This window comes from Kitasatospora sp. NPDC048286 (assembly GCF_043201735.1).
Lineage (GTDB): Bacteria > Actinomycetota > Actinomycetes > Streptomycetales > Streptomycetaceae > Kitasatospora.
On the sequence record NZ_JBICZE010000002.1, the window covers coordinates 659,016 to 676,574 of the forward strand.

Genomic DNA, 17,559 nt, shown 5'->3' on the forward strand with positions numbered 1-17,559 from the left:
CCTCGCCCGGGACGCACTCGTCCGCGACGTCGTCGGCCCGCTGAAGGACTGTCCGACTCGTTCCGATGATTCGGGTGCGTCCGCCCGATTCCCGTGAGATAAGAGTCGGACGCACTCGAACCGGGGGAAGGGTGACGTCATGGGTCTCGTCACGGTGTTCCTGCTCGCACTCGTCGGCACCGTCATCGGTGTCACGGCCTTCCTGGTGCTCCGGGAACGTTCGCGGCGGCACCGGTTCGACGACGCGGAGGGCCTGCTGATCGAACAGCAGCGGACCGCCCACGCCGCGCGCATGCGGGCGACGTACTCCAGCATGTCCGTCCACCACGGCAACGGTGTGATCGGCGACGAGGGGAACCGCCACCGCTCCTGACCTCCCGCGGCCCGGCCCCGCGTCAGCGGCACAAGGCGGCGTCGACGACGTCCTCCAGGTTCCGGGTGACGGCGCGGTCGGTCGGGACGGTGGTCACCGCGACGTTCACGGCGCGCCCCTCGTCGGTGACGCCACCACGGGTCTCGTAGCCCGGAATGTCGCCGCCGTGCCCCCAGTAGACCCCGCCACAGGAGAGCGGCCTACTGAAGACGCCCAGTCCGGCGCCGACCCCACCTCCGATCGGCACCGTGGTGCGCACCTGGGCGAGCTGGGCCGCGGGCAGCAGGCGGTCCGGGACGAGCAGTTCGGTGAAGAACCGGTTGAGGTCCGAGTTGGTGGAGACCATCTGCCCGGCCGCCCAGGCCGCCGACAGGTCCAGCTCCGTGAAGTCGGTCAGCGGCCCGTCGGCGGATTCCCTGCGGTAGCCCTCGGGGTGGGACTCCCGGATGGTGCGGTCGCCCACGGCCGGGAAGTAGGTGTGCCGCAGCCCGATGCGCCGGACGATCCGCCGGTCGATCTCCTCGGCCGGCGGCCGTCCGGTCACCCGCCGGGTGATCAGGCCCGCCGGCACGTAGTTGGTGCTGCTGTAACCGAACTTCTCCCCCGGTGCGGAGGCGGGCTTCTGCCGGAGCGCGAGGTCCAGCAGCTCCCGGGGCTCGAAGTGCCGGGAGCGGAGGGAGGCTTCGTCCAGCAGCCCCTCGCAGTCGGGCAGGCCGCTGGTGTGCCGGAGGAACTGCCGGACGGTGACGCCGCGCCCGTCGACGCCCTCGCCCCGGGCCACCCCGGGCAGGTAGGTGTCGACGGGGGCGTCGAGGTCAATCCTCCCCTCCCCCACCAGCTGGAGCACCACGACGGCGGTGAAGGTCTTGGTGGTGCTGCCGATCCGCACCTGCCCGTCGACGGGGACCTTGGCACCGGTGGCCAGGTCCCCCACCCCCGCGGTGTGGTCACGGCTTCGAACTGAAGCTCGCCCGCTGGGCCGCACGCGAACTCGACCCGGACACCGCCGCGCGCACCACGATGTACACCAGCTGCCAGCCCTGCGGCATGTGCGAAGGGGGGGCTTCCTCCGCTCCGGCATCGGCCGGGTCGTCCACGTGCTCTCCACGGAGCAACTCGTCGCCCTCAACCCCGAATCGGGCACCTGGCCGCCGGTGACGACGGACGGCCCGGCCCTGCCCGCCGAGGCCGGGGCCCCGGTCTCCGCCTGCTACCGGCCCGGTCGGGCCGCAGAGGCCGCTCCCTAGACGAAGACCATCAGGAGCCAGCCGACGGCCGAGAGGATGGCCGCCGACCCGCCGAGTACGGCCGGTCGGCGACCGTACCCGGCGCCCCGGGCCCGTTGGAAGGCGGCGACCAGCGGGGCGATCCCCGCGATCGGCAGCACGATCCCGAGCAGCAGGCAGTCCGGGCGGCCGAACCCGACTCCGCCCAGGAGCAGGAAGACTCCCGCAACCACCGTCGCGAGCCCGACCGCGCACCCGGCGACGACGGTGGCGGCCCGGAAGCCGTCCGGACGGGCGCAGCCGAGCGGTACGGCGCAGAGGAGGACGCAGGCCGTCACGACCACGGCCGCGATCGAGAGGCGGAGGCCGTACCTCGCCGTGACGAGCAGCATCGGAAAGGCGACCACCGCGATCGCCACCCCGACGAACCCCCGGGCACTCGCCGGAACCGACGCCATGCTTCTCCTCTCCCGCCCCGGGAACCCGTGTCACGATCCACCGGTGTGGACATCGACCGGCCCGGCCACGGTTCCCGGCCCTGCCGTCGGCGCCGGTGTCGGTTCCGGTTCCGGTTCCGGCTTCGGCTTCGGCTTCGGCTTCGGCGCCCATGTCGGTGGCACCGGGCACACTCGGTGGTCCGCGCCACCGAGAAGGGCAACCCACGGATGCCGATCCACATCGCCGGCCGCCGCCGTACGGCGGCCGCACTGAACGCCGCGTTCCCCGGTGCGGAGATCGTCGACGTCACCTCCAAGGCACCGGACCCGTGGGTCCGGCTGAGCCCGTTCTTCCCGCACGGCGGCATCCCCGTCCCGTACGGCGACGGCCTGACCAGCGAGTCGGTGGAGGGCATCTGGCAGGCCCTCAAGGTCTTCCGGGACGCCGACGTCGACCCCGCGAAGCTGCGCATCACCTCGATGAAGGGTCTCAAGCGGACGGTGCGCCGGTTCGGCCCCGTCGAGGGCCACCGAACCGGCCCGCACGGCGACCGGCTCCTGTCGTACGAGACGGCCCGCCGCCGCATCTACCTGCCCGCCTACCGGTGGGTTCTCGAACACCGCGCCGCCGACCTGGTCGAGCGGCTCCGGGGGATGGACGAGGTCGTGCTCCTCGACTACACCACCAACGGCGACGTCGCCGACCCCTCCAGCCCCCTCTCCCACGCCGCGCTCATCCGGCTGTACGTCGAGGGCCGCTGGCCCGCCGAGGAGCACCCGGACGCTCCGGCTCCGCGACCGGTCGAACACCCTGAGCCCCGAATGCGCTGAGCCCCGAGGCTGAACCCTCCGGGCCCGTCGGCCGTGTTCCGGGTGCGGCACCGCGTCGGCGGGCAGCCGCGGTCCCTCGGAACGGAGTCGATTTGATGAGCAAGCGCGCCGGCCACGCGAGGCACGGTGGCCCCGGGGTGTTGGCGGCGGTCGCCCGCCGCAGGGTCCCGGTCGCGGCGACCGCGGTCGCCCTGGTGGCCGGGTCCGTCCTCGCCGTTTCCGCCAGCGCCGCCGGACCGGCCGACGCCGCCGTGCCGGCCGCCGCCCAGGCGCCGCTGGTCAAGGCCCAGCAGTGGATCTACCCCGGTCCGGCCGGTTCGCCGACCTGCAGCGCGCCCGCCGAGTACGCCGACGGCCGGCTCGCGAACGGCGTGCTGAAGCCCGAGTACTACACCATCGACGGCAACGGCGGCGCGGTGCTGCTGTCGGCCTCCGACCCGGACTACGCCTGCAACGGCTACAGCCCGGCGAACGTGGCGGACGTCAAGGCCCACTCGGCGCAGCAGTACATGACGGTCTCGCTGGCCGACCTCGCCGCCGAACGCAAGCTGACGGGCGACCCGGCGAAGACGGCCGCGGCCGTGCAGACCCTCACCGACTTCACCCAGAAGATCGGCTTCGCCGGCGTCGACATCGACTTCGAGAACTACTGGGACTGGAGCGCGCAGGACGCCGAGAACTTCTTCGGCTTCATCACCGCCCTGTCCGACGGGTTGCACGGCCGCGGCCTCAAGCTGCAGGTCGAGGGCCCGCCGGACACCACCACCCGGTTCGACTACGGGCGGGCCCTGACGGCCGGCGCCGACCAGGTGGTCATGATGGCGTACGACTACCAGTACCAGTCCCCGGCCGGCGCCACCTGCCTGCCGTTCGCGCCGTACGACTGGGCGCGGGACCTCTTCTCCGGCGCCCTGGCCCAGATCCCGGCCGACCAGCGCTCCCGCTTCGTCGCCGGGCTGCCCTCCGAGGCCTACACCGCGAGCGACCAGTGCCGCACCGTCAAGGGCAACCAGACCGTCGCCGACATGAAGAAGGCCCCGGGCTACTCCGAGGACCCGGCGGTCATCGCCCAGCGCCGTGACCCGGCCTCGGGCGAGATCCGGTGGAGCTCGGGCGGCCGCTTCTACGACTACGTCGACCAGACCGCCCTGGACTCCAAGCTGAAGGTCGCGACCGACCTCGGCATCAACGAGGTCTCGGTCTGGGCGCTGGGCGGCGGCAACGCCTGGTTCTCCCCCGGCGCCCTGGGCGGCGGCCCGGCCGGCCACGGCCTGGTCTCGAAGGCCAGCGGCCGCTGCATGAACGCCCCCTCCTCGGCCAACCTCGCCCGCTTGGAGGTCCGGGACTGCGACGACTCCGCGGGCGAAGCGGTCACCGCCCAGGCCGACGGCACCCTCCGGGTGTACGGCAAGTGCGTGGACGCCTCCGGCCGCAAGACCACCCCCGGCACGCCCGTCATCCTGTACACCTGCAACGGCGGGACCAACCAGCAGTGGCAGCCCCGGCCCGACGGCTCCTTCGTCGGCGGCCAGTCGGGCCTGTGCCTGGACGTCACCGGCGGAGCGGTGCCCGCCCCCGACGGCACGCAGCTGGAGCTGTGGCAGTGCACCGGCCAGAGCAACCAGATCTGGACCGCCGTCTGACACCGCCGCGCCGGTTCCCCACCGACGGCACCGCCCGCCCGGGCGGTGCCGTCGCCCGCTCCGGAACGCCTCTCCGCCCTTGCCGGGAAAAGCAGTTGGTCCGAACACGCGAGGAGTCCGACAATCGCCGGATGACCGATGACCAGAGCGAGTTCCAGCGGTGGCGCGCAGCCCGCATGACCTGCAAGCGCTTCCTCTCCGCCGACCGCGTCCTCAGCATCCGCGAGCGCCTCGCCCAACTCTCCGCCATGGACGGCCTGGACGCCGGCCCCGACTTCTACGGCATCGGCGGCCCGGTGCGACAGCTGGAGGAACGGACCGCCGCCCTGCTCGGCAAGGAGGACGCGGTCTTCTTCCCCACCGGGACGATGGCCCAGCAGGTCGCCCTCCGCCACCACGCCGAGCGCACCGGCAACACGGCCGTCGCCCTGCACCCGCTCAGCCACATCGAGCGGCACGAGCGCCACGCCCACACCCAGCTCACCGGCCTGCGCGGCCTCTGGCCCACGACCGCGCAACGCCAGCCGACGCCCGAGGAACTCACCGCGTTGGGCGAGCCGTTCGGCACCCTGACGGTCGAACTCCCGCTGCGCGACCCCGGTTACCTCCTCCCCAGCTGGGACGAGTTGACCGCCATGGTCGCCGCCGCCCGCGAGGCCGGCGCCCGGGTGCACTTCGACGGCGCACGCCTCTGGAACACCACGGTCCACTTCGACAGGCGGCTCGACGAGATCGCCGCCCTCGCCGACAGCGTCTACGTCTCGTACTACAAGGACCTCGGCGGAATCAGCGGAGCCGCCCTGGCCGGTGACTCCGCCCTCACCGCCCACGCCCGCACCTGGCGCCACCGCTACGGCGGCCAGCTCTCCCAGCAGTGGCCCGCCGCTCTCGCCGCCCTCCACGGCCTGGACACGGTGCTGCCCCGCCTGGCCGACTACACCCGCCACGCGGCCACCCTCGTACCGGCCCTGGCCGCACTGCCGGGCGCCCGGCTCCACCCGGAGGTCCCGCCCACCCACGAGTTCCAGCTCTGGCTGCCGGGCCCGGCCGAGGCCCTGAACGCCGCCCACCTGGCGCTCGCGGAGGAGGAGGGCCTCTGGTTCACCTCGCATTGGGAGGACGCCGCGCCCGGCCTCGCCATGGCCGAGATCAGCCTCGGCGAGCCGGCGCTGGCATGGACGGCGGCGCAGGTGCGGGAGGTCGGACTGCGCTTCCTGGAGCTGGCCGCCAAGGCCTGACGGAAGGGACCTTCCGGGGTGCCGGGCCGGGACTGACTCCCAGTCAGCCGAAGCCCGGCCCTTCCGGCCTCGCCGGCCGACACCCCTGCGGAGTTCCCGGAATCCGGACCTCCACTCCGAGGAGTGATTCACCGCGAAACGGTTCGCGGCGAATCACCCTTCATGTCAGACTGACGATATGAGCGAGATGCACGTGGGGGACCTGGCCGCCGTCCGCAGCCGCGAGGAGTTGGTCGCGCTGATGGCCGACGGGGTGCGGCCGAAGTGGGTGATGTTCTGGGGGCACACCGAGCGCAAGGGCGGCGGGACGCGCCAGGAGTGCCTGAGCCAGTGGTGGCCCGGCGAGTTCACCGTCGACGGGGTCGGCTACGCCTCCGCCGAGCACTGGATGATGGCCGGCAAGGCCCGGATGTTCGGCGACGAGGAGATCGCTCAGCGGGTGCTGGAGGCCCGGACACCCGGCGAGGCGAAGAAGCTGGGGCGGCTGGTCAGGGACTTCGACAACGAGACCTGGACGGCCGGCCGCTTCGAGCTGGTGGTGGCGGGCAACGTCGCGAAGTTCGGGCAGGACGAGGCGCTGCGCGACTACCTGCTGGGCACGGGCGACCGGGTGCTGGTCGAGGCCAGCCCGCTGGACCGGATCTGGGGAATCGGGCTGGCCTCCGACGACATCCGGGCCCAGCAGCCCGCCGAGTGGCGCGGGTTGAACCTGCTCGGCTTCGCGCTGATGGAGGCACGGACGCGGCTGGGCGCGTGAGCACGATCACTCCACTGCTGCCCGCCCTCGCAGGCGGGGCGGTCGGATATGCCGTCGCGGCGCTCGCTCCCGGCTCGTACTACGAGGCGACCCTGCTACGGAGCGCGACCGGCGCACTTCTCACAACGACCGCCGTCTGCGCGCTCCTTGACACCACTCGGACACGACTGGTCGTGCGCTCTTAACTCCTACGCCACATACTGACGCGAGGATGTCACACAGTCAGGGTCCGAATGGACAGGTTGGGGCGATCATGCGCATGCGGCCGACGGCACAACCCGCAGGCCAGCAGCCGGAAGGCGAGCAGCAAGCCGCCGAACTCCGCGCAGAACTGGACGAGTTACTCCGTGCGAGCCGCTACGCGAGCCAGCGGGAACGGCGCCTCAACGAGGCGATCCGCGCAACCCCCGGTCGACAGCGGCCGGACGGGGAGCTGCTGCGCCAGCTCGCCCAGGCCCGCACCCTCCGTGAGGGGCTGGGCGCCCGCTGCCTCCAACTCAGCGACCAGCTGGAGGCGTTGGAGAGCCGGATCAGACACCGGCAGCAGCCTCCGCCACCACAGCAGCCCCAGCACCCCCACTTCCCGCAACAGCAACAGCAACGACAGCAGCCCTCACAGCAACCCTCACAACAGCAGGCCCCGCCACCCCCCGCCCGCCCCGACCTCGGCGCCCTCACCGAGCGCATCATCACCCTCCACCGGGCCGGCTCCCTCACCGAGGTCGCCGAGGTGATCGACACGGCCGCCGCCCACCTCGCCCCCGCCGACGCCTCGCTGCTGGTCGGCATGCTGACCCGGTACGGCCCGAACGGCAGCTCGCTCCACCTCGCCCGCAGCATCTCCCGGTCGGCTCCGGACCACTCCGTCGCCGTGCTCGCCGAGCTGCGCGAACTGGGCCTGGCCGAGGAGGCGGCGGAGGTGTTCCACGCCTTCTGGAGCTACCCGGCCGCCTCCGTCCCCGGTCTGCTCTCCGCGCTGGACCGGGCCGGACTGGCCGCCGACAGCGCGACGCTGCTCTGGGAGTGGGGGTCGGCGCCGATGACCGAGCTGACCTCCCTGGCCGCCTGCCTCCAGCAGCACGGTCGGGCCGCCGACGTCCGGACCCTGCTGCGCCAGGCCGCCGGTCGCTCCACCGCCGACCTCGCCGACCTCGCGGCCGGGCTGCCGCCCGCGCTCGCCACCCTGCTGCTGAACGAACTGGCCGTGCTGCGCCCGCCCGTCGAGGTGGTCCGGCTGGCCACCGCCCTGAACGGCGCCGGCACCTCCGAGCTGTACGCGCAGCTGCTGGCCGCACTGCTCGCCGACGAGGCCCGCCACCGCACCACCCTCGCCGCCCTGCGCACCGCCGGCCTGCCGACCCGCCCGCCCACGGCTCCACGCTCCCGCTGGGGACGGCGCTAGCGGCCCCCGCCGCCGGCCCGACCCCGACCGCCCCGCCCCGCCCCGGACAGCAAGGAGCCCCCGACCGCCCCATCAGGGCGGACGAGGGCTCCCGAGCCGATCAGGCCCCCGCTAGCAGCCGATCAGCCGCGCGCCGAGGTACGCCTTGACCTGGTCCAGCGAGACGCGCTCCTGCGACATGGTGTCGCGGTCGCGGACGGTCACCGCGTTGTCCTCGAGGGTGTCGAAGTCGACCGTGACGCAGAACGGCGTGCCGATCTCGTCCTGGCGGCGGTAGCGCTTGCCGATGGCGCCGGCGTCGTCGAACTCGACGTTCCACGCGGTGCGCAGGTCGGCGGCCAGGCCGCGGGCCTTCGGGGAGAGATCGGCGTTGCGCGACAGCGGCAGGACGGCGACCTTGACCGGGGCCAGGCGCGGGTCCAGCCGCATGCCGACGCGCTTCTCCATGACGCCCTTGGCGTTCGGCGCCTCGTCCTCGAAGTAGGCGTCGATCAGGAAGGCCAGCATGGCGCGGTTGAGGCCGGCCGCCGGCTCGATGACGTACGGGAAGTAGCGCTCACCGGACTCCTGGTCGAAGTACCGGAGGTCCTTGCCGGAGGCCTCGCTGTGCACCCGCAGGTCGTAGTCGGTGCGGTTGGCAACGCCCTCCAGCTCGGAGAACTCGCTGCCGCCGAAGTTGAAGCGGTACTCGATGTCCACCGTGCGCTTGGCGTAGTGGGAGAGCTTCTCCTTCGGGTGCTCGAAGAAGCGCATGTTCTCGGTGCGCATGCCGAGGTCGACGTACCAGTCCCAGCGCTGCTGGAGCCAGTACTCGTGCCACTGCTCGTCCTCGCCCGGCTTGACGAAGAACTCCATCTCCATCTGCTCGAACTCGCGGGTCCGGAAGATGAAGTTGCCGGGGGTGATCTCGTTGCGGAAGCTCTTGCCGGTCTGGGCGATGCCGAACGGCGGCTTCTTGCGCGAAGTGGTCTGGACGGCGCTGAAGTTGGTGAAGATGCCCTGGGCGGTCTCCGGGCGCAGGAACGCCAGGCCGCTCGCCTCCTCGGTGACACCGAGGTGGGTCTTCAGCATGCCCGAGAAGTCCTTGGGCTCGGTGAACTGGCCCTTGGTGCCGCAGTCGGGACAGTTGACGTCCTTGAGGCCGTTCGGCGGCGGGAAGCCGTGCTTGGCCTCGTACTTCTCCTCCAGGTGGTCGGCCCGGTGGCGCTTGTGGCAGGAGAGGCACTCGGTCAGCGGGTCGTTGAAGGTGGCGACGTGGCCGGAGGCCTCCCACACCTCGCGCGCGAGGATCACCGACGAGTCGAGTCCGACGACGTCCTCACGGGCCTGGACCATCGTGCGCCACCACTGGCGCTTGATGTTCTCCTTGAGCTCGACACCCAGCGGCCCGTAGTCCCAGGCGGCACGCGTGCCACCGTAGATCTCGCTGCAGGGGTAGACGAAGCCACGGCGCTTGCTCAGGCTGACGATCGTGTCGATCTTGTCGGCGGCCACAGTGCTCTCTTCAGTACGTACGGCACGGTCAGGGCACGGCTGGTTGCGCGTACCCGAATACCTCAGGTTACCGGCCATACGGGTACGTGATTCAAATCGGTATCGTCCGGCCGCCGACGCCCTCGGCCACCCTCCGTTCACCCGCCCGAGTGATTTGACAATCATTTCCATGTGAGATGAGAATGATTGTCATGATGATCAGACTGCCTCGACTCGGACTGACTCGCCGGACCCGTCGCTCCATGGCCTTCGGCGCCACCGCCCTGGCCGCCTCCCTCGCCCTCACGGCCTGCGGAGGCAGCAGCAGCGCCGACAGCGGCGCCGGTCGGCTGAAGGTCGTCGCGTCCTTCTACCCGATGGAGTTCCTGGCCCAGCAGATCGGCAAGGAGCACGTCGCGGTCACCGATCTGACCGCCGCCGGCGTCGAGCCGCACGACCTGGAGCTCACCGCCAAGCAGGTCGGCACGGTCCAGAAGGCCGACGCGATCATCTACCTCAAGGGCCTGCAGCCCACCGTCGACCAGGCCGTCGCGCAGTCGTCCAGCAAGCACAAGATCGACGCCACCGCCGCCAGCCCGCTGGTCGACCACCACCTCGACGAGGGCACCGAGGACGAGGCCCACGGGAGCGAGGCCCACGGGGGCGACGGCCACGGGCACGAGGGCCCGGCCGGCGACCCGCACATCTGGCTCGACCCGACCCGCTACGCGGCGATCGCCAAGAGCGTCGGCGACGAGTTCGCCAAGGCCGACCCGGCGCACGCCGAGGACTACCGGAAGAACACCGACGAGCTGGTCACCAAGCTCACCGCGCTCGACCAGGAGTTCCGGGCCGGGCTGAAGGACGCCACGACCAGGACCTTCGTCACCAGCCACGCCGCCTTCGGCTACCTCGCCGACCACTACGGCCTCACCCAGGTCGCCATCAACGGCGTCGACCCGGAGTCCGAGCCCACCCCGGCCCGCCTCGCCGCGGTGCAGAAGGCCGCCAAGGACAACGGCGTCACCACCGTCTTCTTCGAGACCCTCGTCAGCCCCAAGCTCGCCGACACCGTCGCCAAGGACCTCGGCCTCAAGACCGCCGTCCTGGACCCGCTGGAGGGCGTCAAGGACCCCGCCAAGGACGACTACCTGACGGTGATGAAGCAGAACCTGGCCAACCTCCAGGCCGCCCTCGGCGCCCCGGCCACCCCCGCCGGAACCGCCCCCGCGACGGACGCCGCCACCCCTGCCGCCACCAGCTGACGGGACCAGCACCATGACCGACCCGATACCCCCGGCCGTCCGCCTCCGTGACGCCGTCGCCTCGCGCGGCGGCCGGCCGGTGCTGCGCGGCGTCGACCTCACCGTCCGCCCCGGCGAGGTCGTCGCCCTGCTGGGCGCCAACGGCTCCGGCAAGTCCACCACCGTCAAGGCCGTGATCGGCTCCGTCCCGCTGGAGCAGGGCACCCTGGAGCTGTTCGGCACGCCGTTCGGCTCCTTCCGCGCCTGGCACCGGATCGGGTACGTCCCGCAGCGCACCACCGCCGCCTCCGGCGTCCCCGCCACCGTCCGCGAGGTGGTCTCCACCGGACGGCTGCCGCAGCACCGGCTGCTGCCCTTCCGCCGCAGGGACCGCGAGGCGGTCGACCGCGCGCTGGCCGCCGTCGGCATGCTGGAGCGGGCCTCGGACGGCGTGGCCGACCTCTCCGGCGGCCAGCAGCAGCGGGTGCTGATCGCCCGCGCCCTGGTCGGCTCCCCCGACCTGCTGATCATGGACGAGCCGATGGCCGGCGTGGACGCCGCCAGCCAGCAGGTGCTCGCCGACACCCTGCGCGCCGAGGTCGGCCGCGGCGCCTCCGTCCTCCTCGTCCTGCACGAACTCGGGCCGCTGGAGCCGCTGATCGACCGTGCCGTGGTGCTGCGGGACGGCTGCGTCGCCCACGACGGCCCGCCGGTGCCCAACACCGGCCTGCACGCGCTGCCCGGCCACGACCACGTCCACCCGCACGCCGACCTGACCCCGCCGAGGCTGCTCGCATGATCGAGATGTTCTCCTACGACTTCATGCAGCGCGCCCTGCTCGCCGCCGTCCTGGTCGGGATCACCGCCCCGGCCGTCGGCATCTACCTGGTGCAGCGCCGCCAGGCGCTGATGGGCGACGGCATGGGCCACGTCGCGATGACCGGCGTCGGCCTCGGTTTCGTCTTCCAGACCAGCCCGGTCTGGATGGCCGTGCTGGTCTGCGTGCTCGGCGCCGTCACCATGGAGCTGGTCCGCTCGCGCGGCAACCAGCGCGGCGACATCGCCCTCGCGATGCTCTTCTACGGCGGCATGGCCTGCGGCAAACTGCTGGTCTCGATGTCCGCCCAGGCCGGGGCCGGCTCGCTGGAGAGCTACCTGTGGGGCTCGATCCTCACCGTCGCCCCCGCCGACCTGGCCACCATCGCGGTGCTCGGCGCGGTGGTCATCGCGGTCACCGTCGGCCTGCGCCGCCAGCTCTTCGCGATCTGCCAGGACGAGGACTTCGCCCGGGTCACCGGGGTGCCGGTGCGCACCCTCAACCTGCTGCTCGCGGTGATGGCCGCGGTCACCGTCACGGTCGCCATGCGGGTGGTCGGGCTGCTGCTGGTCAGCGCGCTGATGGTGGTCCCCGTGGTGGCCGCCCAGCAGCTCACCCGCTCCTTCGCCGCCACCCAGGCCGCCTCGATCGCGCTCGGCGTGGTCGTCTCGCTGGCCGGCGTCACCGGCTCCTACCACCTCGACGTGCCCTCCGGCCCGGCCATCGTGCTGCTCGCCATCGCGGTCTTCGCGGTGTTCAGCCTGCTCGCCGCCCCACTGGCCCGGCGGCGCCACCGCAGCGCGGGCGAGCAGGGACCGAAGGTCTGCGACGTCGAACTGCCGGGACAGGCCACCTCCGGGCCCTCCGGCACGAGCACCACTGAGGGACGGGCGGGGCTGGCACAATGATGTGCGAGACGCCCACGACCCCAGGAGGACCCACGGTGACCACCGCAGGCCCGTCGCCGCGCGCCCGATCGACCCGGCAGCGTGCCGCCGTCTCGGCGGCCCTGGACGAGATCGCGGACTTCCGCAGTGCCCAGGAGCTCCACGACCTGCTCAAGCACCGCGGCGACTCCGTCGGTCTGACCACGGTCTACCGCACGCTCCAGTCACTCGCGGACGCCGGTGAGGTGGACGTGCTGCGCACCGCCGACGGCGAGGCGGTCTACCGCCGGTGCAGCAGCGGGCACCACCACCACCTGGTCTGCCGGCACTGCGGCGCGACCGTCGAGGTGGAGGGCCCCGCGGTGGAGCGCTGGGCCAACTCGGTCGCCGCCGAGCACGGCTTCAGCGACATCGCGCACACCCTGGAGATCTTCGGGACCTGCGCGGAGTGCGCCAAGCGGATCTGAGCCCCGTACACGACGCCCCGTACGCGACGGCCCGTACACGACGGCCCGTACACGACGGCCCGTACACGACGGAGAGGACCCACCGGGATGATCCCGGTGGGTCCTCTCCGTCGTCCGGGTGGCGCGGGAGCGAGGGACCGCTCAGCGCCGAGGGGCTCCTCAGCGCTGGGACGGCAGCGGCGCGCCGACCTCGTTGGGGATCGCCCCGCCGAAACGCCGGTCACGCATCGCGTACTGCTCGCAGGCGCGCCACAGGTCACGGCGGTCGAAGTCCGGCCAGAGCACGTCCTGGAACACGAACTCGGCGTAAGCCGACTGCCAGAGCAGGAAGTTGGAGGTGCGCTGCTCGCCGCTGGGGCGCAGGAACAGGTCCACGTCCGGCATGTCCGGGTGGTACATGTACTTGGCCAGGGTCTTCTCGTTGACCTTCTTCGGGTCGAGCTTCCCGGCCGCGACGTCCATGGCGATCGCCTGCGCCGCGTCGGCGAGTTCGGCCCGGCCGCCGTAGTTGACGCACATGTAGAGCGTGACGGCGTCGTTGCCCTTGGTCTGCTCCTCGGCGACCTGCAGCTCCTGGACGACGCTCTTCCACAGCTTGGGCATCCGGCCCGCCCAGCGGATCCGCACGCCCATGGCGTCCATCTCGTCGCGGCGGCGGGCGATGACGTCCCGGTTGAAGTTCATCAGGAACTTCACCTCGTCGGGCGAGCGCTTCCAGTTCTCGGTGGAGAACGCGTACAGCGAGATGTTCTTGACCCCGAGCTCGATGGCGCCCTTGAGGACGTCCAGCACCACGGACTCGCCGACCTTGTGGCCCTCGGTGCGCGGCAGTCCGCGCTCCTTGGCCCAGCGGCCGTTGCCGTCCATGACGATCGCGACGTGCTGGGGGATCAGCTCGCCGGGGAGCTTCGGGGGCTGTGCGCCGCTGGGGTGCGGGGTCGGGGGAACGTACGCCCGCTGCTTGCCGCCGCCGAAGAGCCGTCGCGCTGCCATGTGCTCACTTCTCCACGTATCTCATCGAGCGGATGCCCCGCTCCAGGTGCCACTGCAGATAGGCCGCGACCAGGCCGCTGCCCTCCCGCCAGTACCGCGGCTCGCAGGCGTCGGCCGTCTGCCAGTCCCCTGACAGCAGCGCCCCGAGCAGTACCAGTGTCTCAGGGGAGGGTACGGCACATCCGGGCACTCGGCAGTCGCCGCAGAGCACCCCGCCCGCGGGAAGGGAGAAGAAACGGTTCGGCCCCTCCAGGCCGCACTTGGCGCAGTCGGTGAAGCTCGCGCCGTACCCGTTCACCGCGAGCGAGCGCAGCAGGAAGGCGTCCAGCACCAGGTGCGACTCGTGCAGCCCGGCCGCCAGCGTGCGCAGTCCGCCGACCAGCAGCAGGTACTGCTGGACGGCCGGCTCGCCCTCGTTCTCGGCGAACCGCTCGGCGGTCTCCAGCATCGCGGTGCCGGCCGTGTAGCGGCCGTAGTCGGTGACGATCGAGCCCCCGTACGGGGCGATGGTCTCCACCTGGGTGCAGAGCGGCAATCCGCGGCCGACCAGCTCACTCCCCCGGCTGAAGAACTGCACGTCCACGTGCGAGAACGGCTCCAGGCGGGCGCCGAACTTGGACTTCGTCTTCCGCGCCCCGCGAGCGACCGCCCGCACCTTGCCGTGCTGGCGGGTCAGCAGGGTGATGATCCGATCGGCCTCGCCGAGCTTCTGCGCCCGCAGCACGACGCCGTCGTCCCGGAAAAGACTCATGGGGACCATTGTCCCCCACCCCCGCCCCGCGCCGGACAGCCGTGTTGCCCGCACCGACGGCCGTGGGGGAGGCCTGCGGTGCGGGTCACGGCGGGCCCGGGGTGGGGAGTCCGGGGCCCGTTGTGGGGGATTCGGAGGTGGTCTACGGATTCCGGAGTCGCGGACCGCGGTGCGCGGTGATCGACGGCCGGCGTACTCGACGGACGGCGTGTTCGACGGACGGGTCTACTCGACGGACAGTGCCACGAGCGGTGTGCTCGTCGGACGGTGCTAACGGTGCTACTTGTACGGCGCCCTGGCCGCCGCCTCCAGCAGCGCCCCGACCCGGGCCTTCGGCAGGTCCAGGCAGCCCCCGACCGCGGCCAGCGCGTCGCGCTCCTGCGGCAGGTAGCGCCCGTCCGCCAGCGCGATCGCCGCGCCCTGCAGCAGCAGCCGCTCGCGGCCGTGGTGGGCCAGGTGCGGGGTGAGCGGTTCGAGCACCGCGTGCAGTTCGACGGCCAGGCCGCCGGACATCCCGCGGGCGTCGTGGAGTTCGCCGCCGAGCCCGGAGAGCGCGGCGAGCGCGGCCAGCACCTGGGCCTCGCCGCAGTCCTCGAACCCGGCCTCGCGCACCGCCGTGCAGGCCGCCTCGCGGGCCGCCCGGTGGGCGGTGCCGCCGGCCGCGAGCAGGGCCAGCGCGATGGTGTACTGGGCGTCCCGCAGCATCGCGCCGAGGCGCACGCTGGTGGGCTGCTCCAGGCTCTCGACGCCGTACCGGCCGTGGCAGCCGGTGCACTGCACACTGCCGATGACCGGGCCGAGCGGGACCACCGGGGTCCCCAGCAACCGCAGCCACCGCCGGCCGTGCTGCCGGCGGTAGTTGCGGTCCCCACCGCAGCCCGGGCAGAAGAAGTCACCGAGAACGTCAGTCCGCCACCGCGGGCGAACACCCCACAACCTGGTCACGGCGCCACTCCCCAGACATGGCAGGCGGCCTGCTCGACAATGGGCAGGTCACGCGACCGGACACCGAGGCCGTCCCACCGACCCGGCTTTCCGGTGGATCGATGTTGCCACGGTTACCGGCACGTGTCAGTACCTCGAACGGCTTCCGATTCGAAAAAATGTGGCGCAGGCCACAGTGCCAGGTGGGGGCGACGAAGGGCCGCCCCGCAGGACGGCCCTTCGCATACCACCCGTTCGAATTAGCCGCGCTGCGAGCGGTTGACGGCGCTGATCATGGCCTTCAGCGAGGCCAGCACGGTGTTGCCGTCGATGCCCACGCCCCACATCACCCTGCCGTCCACCGCGCACTCCACGTACGCGGCGGCCTGGGCGTCGCCGCCCTCGCTCAGCGCGTGCTCGGCGTAGTCCAGGACGCGCACGTCCACGCCGATCCGGGCCAGCGCGTCGGCGAAGGCCGAGACCGGGCCGTTGCCGGTCCCGGTCAGGGTCACCGGGGCGCCGTCCACCAGGGCCTCGGCGGTCAGCGCGTCCCGGCCGTCCTCGGTGGTCAGGGTGCGCGAGCCGGACAGCGAGATCCGGCCCCACGGGTTGTCGGTGGTCGGCAGGTACTCGTCCTCGAAGACCCGCCAGATCTCGGCCGGGCTGACCTCGCCGCCCTCGGCGTCGGTCTTGGCCTGGATGATCCGGGAGAACTCGATCTGCATCCGGCGCGGCAGGTCCAGCTTGTGGTCGTTCTTCAGCACGTACGCCACGCCACCCTTGCCGGACTGGCTGTTGACCCGGATGACCGCCTCGTAGGTGCGGCCGACGTCCTTCGGGTCGATCGGCAGGTACGGCACGCCCCAGGTGTGCTCCTCCACCGGCACGCCCGCGGCCGCGGCGTCCGCCTCCAGGACGTCGAAGCCCTTCTTGATGGCGTCCTGGTGCGAGCCGGAGAAGGAGGTGTACACCAGGTCGCCGGCGTACGGGTGGCGCGGGTGCACCTCCATCTGGTTGCAGTACTCGGCGGTGCGGCGCACCTCGTCGATGTCGGAGAAGTCGATCTGCGGGTCGATGCCCTGCGAGAACAGGTTCATCCCCAGCGTCACCAGGTCGACGTTGCCGGTCCGCTCGCCCTGCCCGAACAGGCAGCCCTCGATGCGGTCGGCGCCCGCCATGTAGGACAGCTCGGCGGAGGCGACGGCGGTGCCGCGGTCGTTGTGCGGGTGCACCGACAGGCAGACGTGCTCGCGGCGCGACAGGTGGCGCGACATCCACTCGAACTGGTCGGCCTGGACGTTCGGGGTGGCCCGCTCGACGGTGGCGGGCAGGTTCAGGATGATCTCGCGGCCCTCGCCCGGCTGCCAGACGTCCATGACCGCCTCGCAGACCTCCAGCGCGAAGTCCAGCTCGGTGTCGACGAAGATCTCCGGCGAGTACTGGTAGCCGAAGACGGTGTCGTCGCCCAGCAGCTTCTCCGCGTACTCCATCACCAGCCGGGTGCCGTCGGTGGCGATCGCCTTGGTGGCCGCCCTGTCGTTGCGGAACACCACCCGGCGGAACAGCGGCGCGGTCGCGTTGTACAGGTGGACGGTCGCGCGCGGGGCGCCGACCAGCGACTCCACGGTCTTCTCGATCAGTTCCTCGCGGGCCTGCGTCAGCACCGAGATGGTGACGTCCTCGGGGATCGCCCCCTCCTCGATCAGCGACCGTACGAAGGCGTGGTCGGTGGCACCGGAGGAGGGGAAGCCGACCTCGATCTCCTTGTAGCCCATCTTCACCAGCAGGTCGAACATCATCCGCTTGCGGGCCGGCGACATCGGGTCGATCAGCGCCTGGTTGCCGTCCCGCAGGTCGGTGGACAGCCAGCGCGGCGCCTTGGTGATCACCGTGTTCGGCCATGTGCGGTCCGGCAGGTCGACGGTGCCGAACGGCAGGTAGCGCCCGTGCCGCATGCCCGAGGGCCGCTGGCGCACCGAGGCGGCGGTGATCGGGGTGGGGCGGTCGACGAAGGGACGGCCGGCGGGAACGGACGCGGCGGAGTTCTGCTCGGTCATGGAGGTGACTCGGCTTCCTGTGATGCGTGATGCGGGCGG

At 72.0% G+C, this 17,559-nt stretch carries 18 protein-coding genes; 11 read left to right on the forward strand and 7 right to left on the reverse strand.

Translation table 11 applies throughout. The annotated features are described in order from the left end of the window. Positions 1-139 precede the first annotated feature (139 nt). Positions 140-373: a hypothetical protein gene (locus tag ACGF13_RS07310; RefSeq protein ID WP_392869815.1), complete on the forward strand. Its 234-nt coding sequence runs from the start codon at positions 140-142 to the stop codon at positions 371-373. A 22-nt stretch (positions 374-395) separates the two neighbouring features. On the opposite strand, the gene ACGF13_RS07315 is transcribed toward ACGF13_RS07310, so the two are convergent. Beyond that, positions 396-1,454, reverse strand: a complete 1,059-nt coding sequence (locus tag ACGF13_RS07315; RefSeq protein ID WP_392869817.1) for a serine hydrolase domain-containing protein — start codon at positions 1,452-1,454, stop codon at positions 396-398. Here ACGF13_RS07315 and ACGF13_RS07320 point away from each other — a divergent pair. Beyond that, on the forward strand, positions 1,423-1,620 hold the full coding sequence (locus tag ACGF13_RS07320) for a hypothetical protein (protein WP_392870139.1): 198 nt from the start codon (positions 1,423-1,425) through the stop codon (positions 1,618-1,620). The genes ACGF13_RS07315 and ACGF13_RS07320 overlap by 32 nt on opposite strands. Here ACGF13_RS07320 and ACGF13_RS07325 read toward each other — a convergent pair. After that, entirely contained in the window at positions 1,617-2,057 is a 441-nt protein-coding gene (locus tag ACGF13_RS07325) for a hypothetical protein (RefSeq protein WP_392869819.1), read from the reverse strand. The genes ACGF13_RS07320 and ACGF13_RS07325 overlap by 4 nt on opposite strands. Before the next feature lie 207 nt (positions 2,058-2,264). Here ACGF13_RS07325 and ACGF13_RS07330 point away from each other — a divergent pair, with 207 nt between their 5' ends. From ACGF13_RS07330 to ACGF13_RS07350, 5 genes are all read left to right on the forward strand, one after another. Next, positions 2,265-2,867: a DUF6939 family protein gene (locus ACGF13_RS07330; protein WP_392869821.1), complete on the forward strand. Its 603-nt coding sequence runs from the start codon at positions 2,265-2,267 to the stop codon at positions 2,865-2,867. Positions 2,868-2,962: 95 nt separating this feature from the next. Beyond that, on the forward strand, positions 2,963-4,510 hold the full coding sequence (locus tag ACGF13_RS07335) for a ricin-type beta-trefoil lectin domain protein (protein ID WP_392869822.1): 1,548 nt from the start codon (positions 2,963-2,965) through the stop codon (positions 4,508-4,510). 131 nt (positions 4,511-4,641) lie between these two features. Then, positions 4,642-5,748, forward strand: coding sequence for a threonine aldolase family protein (locus tag ACGF13_RS07340; RefSeq protein ID WP_392869824.1), 1,107 nt, complete (start codon positions 4,642-4,644; stop codon positions 5,746-5,748). Positions 5,749-5,926: 178 nt separating this feature from the next. Next, the gene (locus ACGF13_RS07345) at positions 5,927-6,505 is read left to right on the forward strand and encodes an NADAR family protein (protein WP_392869826.1); all 579 of its coding nucleotides are present in this window, start codon (positions 5,927-5,929) and stop codon (positions 6,503-6,505) included. Positions 6,506-6,758: 253 nt separating this feature from the next. After that, positions 6,759-7,907: a hypothetical protein gene (locus tag ACGF13_RS07350; RefSeq protein WP_392869828.1), complete on the forward strand. Its 1,149-nt coding sequence runs from the start codon at positions 6,759-6,761 to the stop codon at positions 7,905-7,907. Between the two features lie 111 nt (positions 7,908-8,018). Here the strand turns inward: ACGF13_RS07350 and ACGF13_RS07355 are convergent, their stop codons facing one another. Then, on the reverse strand, positions 8,019-9,401 hold the full coding sequence (locus ACGF13_RS07355; RefSeq protein WP_392869830.1) for a glycine--tRNA ligase: 1,383 nt from the start codon (positions 9,399-9,401) through the stop codon (positions 8,019-8,021). 194 nt (positions 9,402-9,595) lie between these two features. Here ACGF13_RS07355 and ACGF13_RS07360 point away from each other — a divergent pair, with 194 nt between their 5' ends. Genes ACGF13_RS07360 through ACGF13_RS07375 form a run of 4 tightly spaced genes read left to right on the forward strand, consistent with a single transcriptional unit; the run spans position 9,596 to position 12,795 of the window. After that, positions 9,596-10,645, forward strand: a complete 1,050-nt coding sequence (locus ACGF13_RS07360) for a metal ABC transporter substrate-binding protein (RefSeq protein WP_392870112.1) — start codon at positions 9,596-9,598, stop codon at positions 10,643-10,645. A 13-nt stretch (positions 10,646-10,658) separates the two neighbouring features. Continuing rightward, positions 10,659-11,423: a metal ABC transporter ATP-binding protein gene (locus ACGF13_RS07365; RefSeq protein WP_392869831.1), complete on the forward strand. Its 765-nt coding sequence runs from the start codon at positions 10,659-10,661 to the stop codon at positions 11,421-11,423. Further along, positions 11,423-12,349: a metal ABC transporter permease gene (locus tag ACGF13_RS07370; RefSeq protein ID WP_392870115.1), complete on the forward strand. Its 927-nt coding sequence runs from the start codon at positions 11,423-11,425 to the stop codon at positions 12,347-12,349. Before ACGF13_RS07365 ends, ACGF13_RS07370 begins: the two co-directional genes overlap by 1 nt. 35 nt (positions 12,350-12,384) lie before the next feature. Next, positions 12,385-12,795: a Fur family transcriptional regulator gene (locus tag ACGF13_RS07375; protein ID WP_188298282.1), complete on the forward strand. Its 411-nt coding sequence runs from the start codon at positions 12,385-12,387 to the stop codon at positions 12,793-12,795. A 159-nt stretch (positions 12,796-12,954) separates the two neighbouring features. Here the strand turns inward: ACGF13_RS07375 and ACGF13_RS07380 are convergent, their stop codons facing one another. From ACGF13_RS07380 to leuA, 4 genes are all read right to left on the reverse strand, one after another. Continuing rightward, complete coding sequence (locus ACGF13_RS07380; RefSeq protein ID WP_392869833.1) at positions 12,955-13,788, reverse strand: isoprenyl transferase; 834 nt, start codon at positions 13,786-13,788, stop codon at positions 12,955-12,957. A gap of 4 nt (positions 13,789-13,792) precedes the next feature. Continuing rightward, positions 13,793-14,539 (reverse strand): DNA repair protein RecO, encoded by a 747-nt coding sequence (recO, locus tag ACGF13_RS07385; RefSeq protein ID WP_392869835.1) that lies wholly within the window; start codon positions 14,537-14,539, stop codon positions 13,793-13,795. A 279-nt stretch (positions 14,540-14,818) separates the two neighbouring features. After that, on the reverse strand, positions 14,819-15,484 hold the full coding sequence (locus ACGF13_RS07390; protein WP_392869837.1) for a TerB family tellurite resistance protein: 666 nt from the start codon (positions 15,482-15,484) through the stop codon (positions 14,819-14,821). A 239-nt stretch (positions 15,485-15,723) separates the two neighbouring features. After that, positions 15,724-17,520, reverse strand: coding sequence for a 2-isopropylmalate synthase (gene leuA / locus ACGF13_RS07395; RefSeq protein WP_392869839.1), 1,797 nt, complete (start codon positions 17,518-17,520; stop codon positions 15,724-15,726). Positions 17,521-17,559 lie beyond the last annotated feature (39 nt).

Bases quoted from the DNA above. Each gene is read 5' to 3' on its own strand.
- ACGF13_RS07310 (WP_392869815.1), top strand. From the start codon at position 140: ATGGGTCTCGTCACGGTGTTCCTGCTCGCACTCGTCGGCACCGTCATC.
- ACGF13_RS07315 (WP_392869817.1), bottom strand. From the start codon at position 1,454: ATGCCGGAGCGGAGGAAGCCCCCCCTTCGCACATGCCGCAGGGCTGGC.
- ACGF13_RS07325 (WP_392869819.1), bottom strand. From the start codon at position 2,057: ATGGCGTCGGTTCCGGCGAGTGCCCGGGGGTTCGTCGGGGTGGCGATC.
- ACGF13_RS07330 (WP_392869821.1), top strand. From the start codon at position 2,265: ATGCCGATCCACATCGCCGGCCGCCGCCGTACGGCGGCCGCACTGAAC.
- ACGF13_RS07335 (WP_392869822.1), top strand. From the start codon at position 2,963: ATGAGCAAGCGCGCCGGCCACGCGAGGCACGGTGGCCCCGGGGTGTTG.
- ACGF13_RS07340 (WP_392869824.1), top strand. From the start codon at position 4,642: ATGACCGATGACCAGAGCGAGTTCCAGCGGTGGCGCGCAGCCCGCATG.
- ACGF13_RS07345 (WP_392869826.1), top strand. From the start codon at position 5,927: ATGAGCGAGATGCACGTGGGGGACCTGGCCGCCGTCCGCAGCCGCGAG.
- ACGF13_RS07350 (WP_392869828.1), top strand. From the start codon at position 6,759: ATGCGCATGCGGCCGACGGCACAACCCGCAGGCCAGCAGCCGGAAGGC.
- ACGF13_RS07360 (WP_392870112.1), top strand. From the start codon at position 9,596: ATGATCAGACTGCCTCGACTCGGACTGACTCGCCGGACCCGTCGCTCC.
- ACGF13_RS07365 (WP_392869831.1), top strand. From the start codon at position 10,659: ATGACCGACCCGATACCCCCGGCCGTCCGCCTCCGTGACGCCGTCGCC.
- ACGF13_RS07380 (WP_392869833.1), bottom strand. From the start codon at position 13,788: ATGGCAGCGCGACGGCTCTTCGGCGGCGGCAAGCAGCGGGCGTACGTT.
- recO (WP_392869835.1), bottom strand. From the start codon at position 14,539: ATGAGTCTTTTCCGGGACGACGGCGTCGTGCTGCGGGCGCAGAAGCTC.
- leuA (WP_392869839.1), bottom strand. From the start codon at position 17,520: ATGACCGAGCAGAACTCCGCCGCGTCCGTTCCCGCCGGCCGTCCCTTC.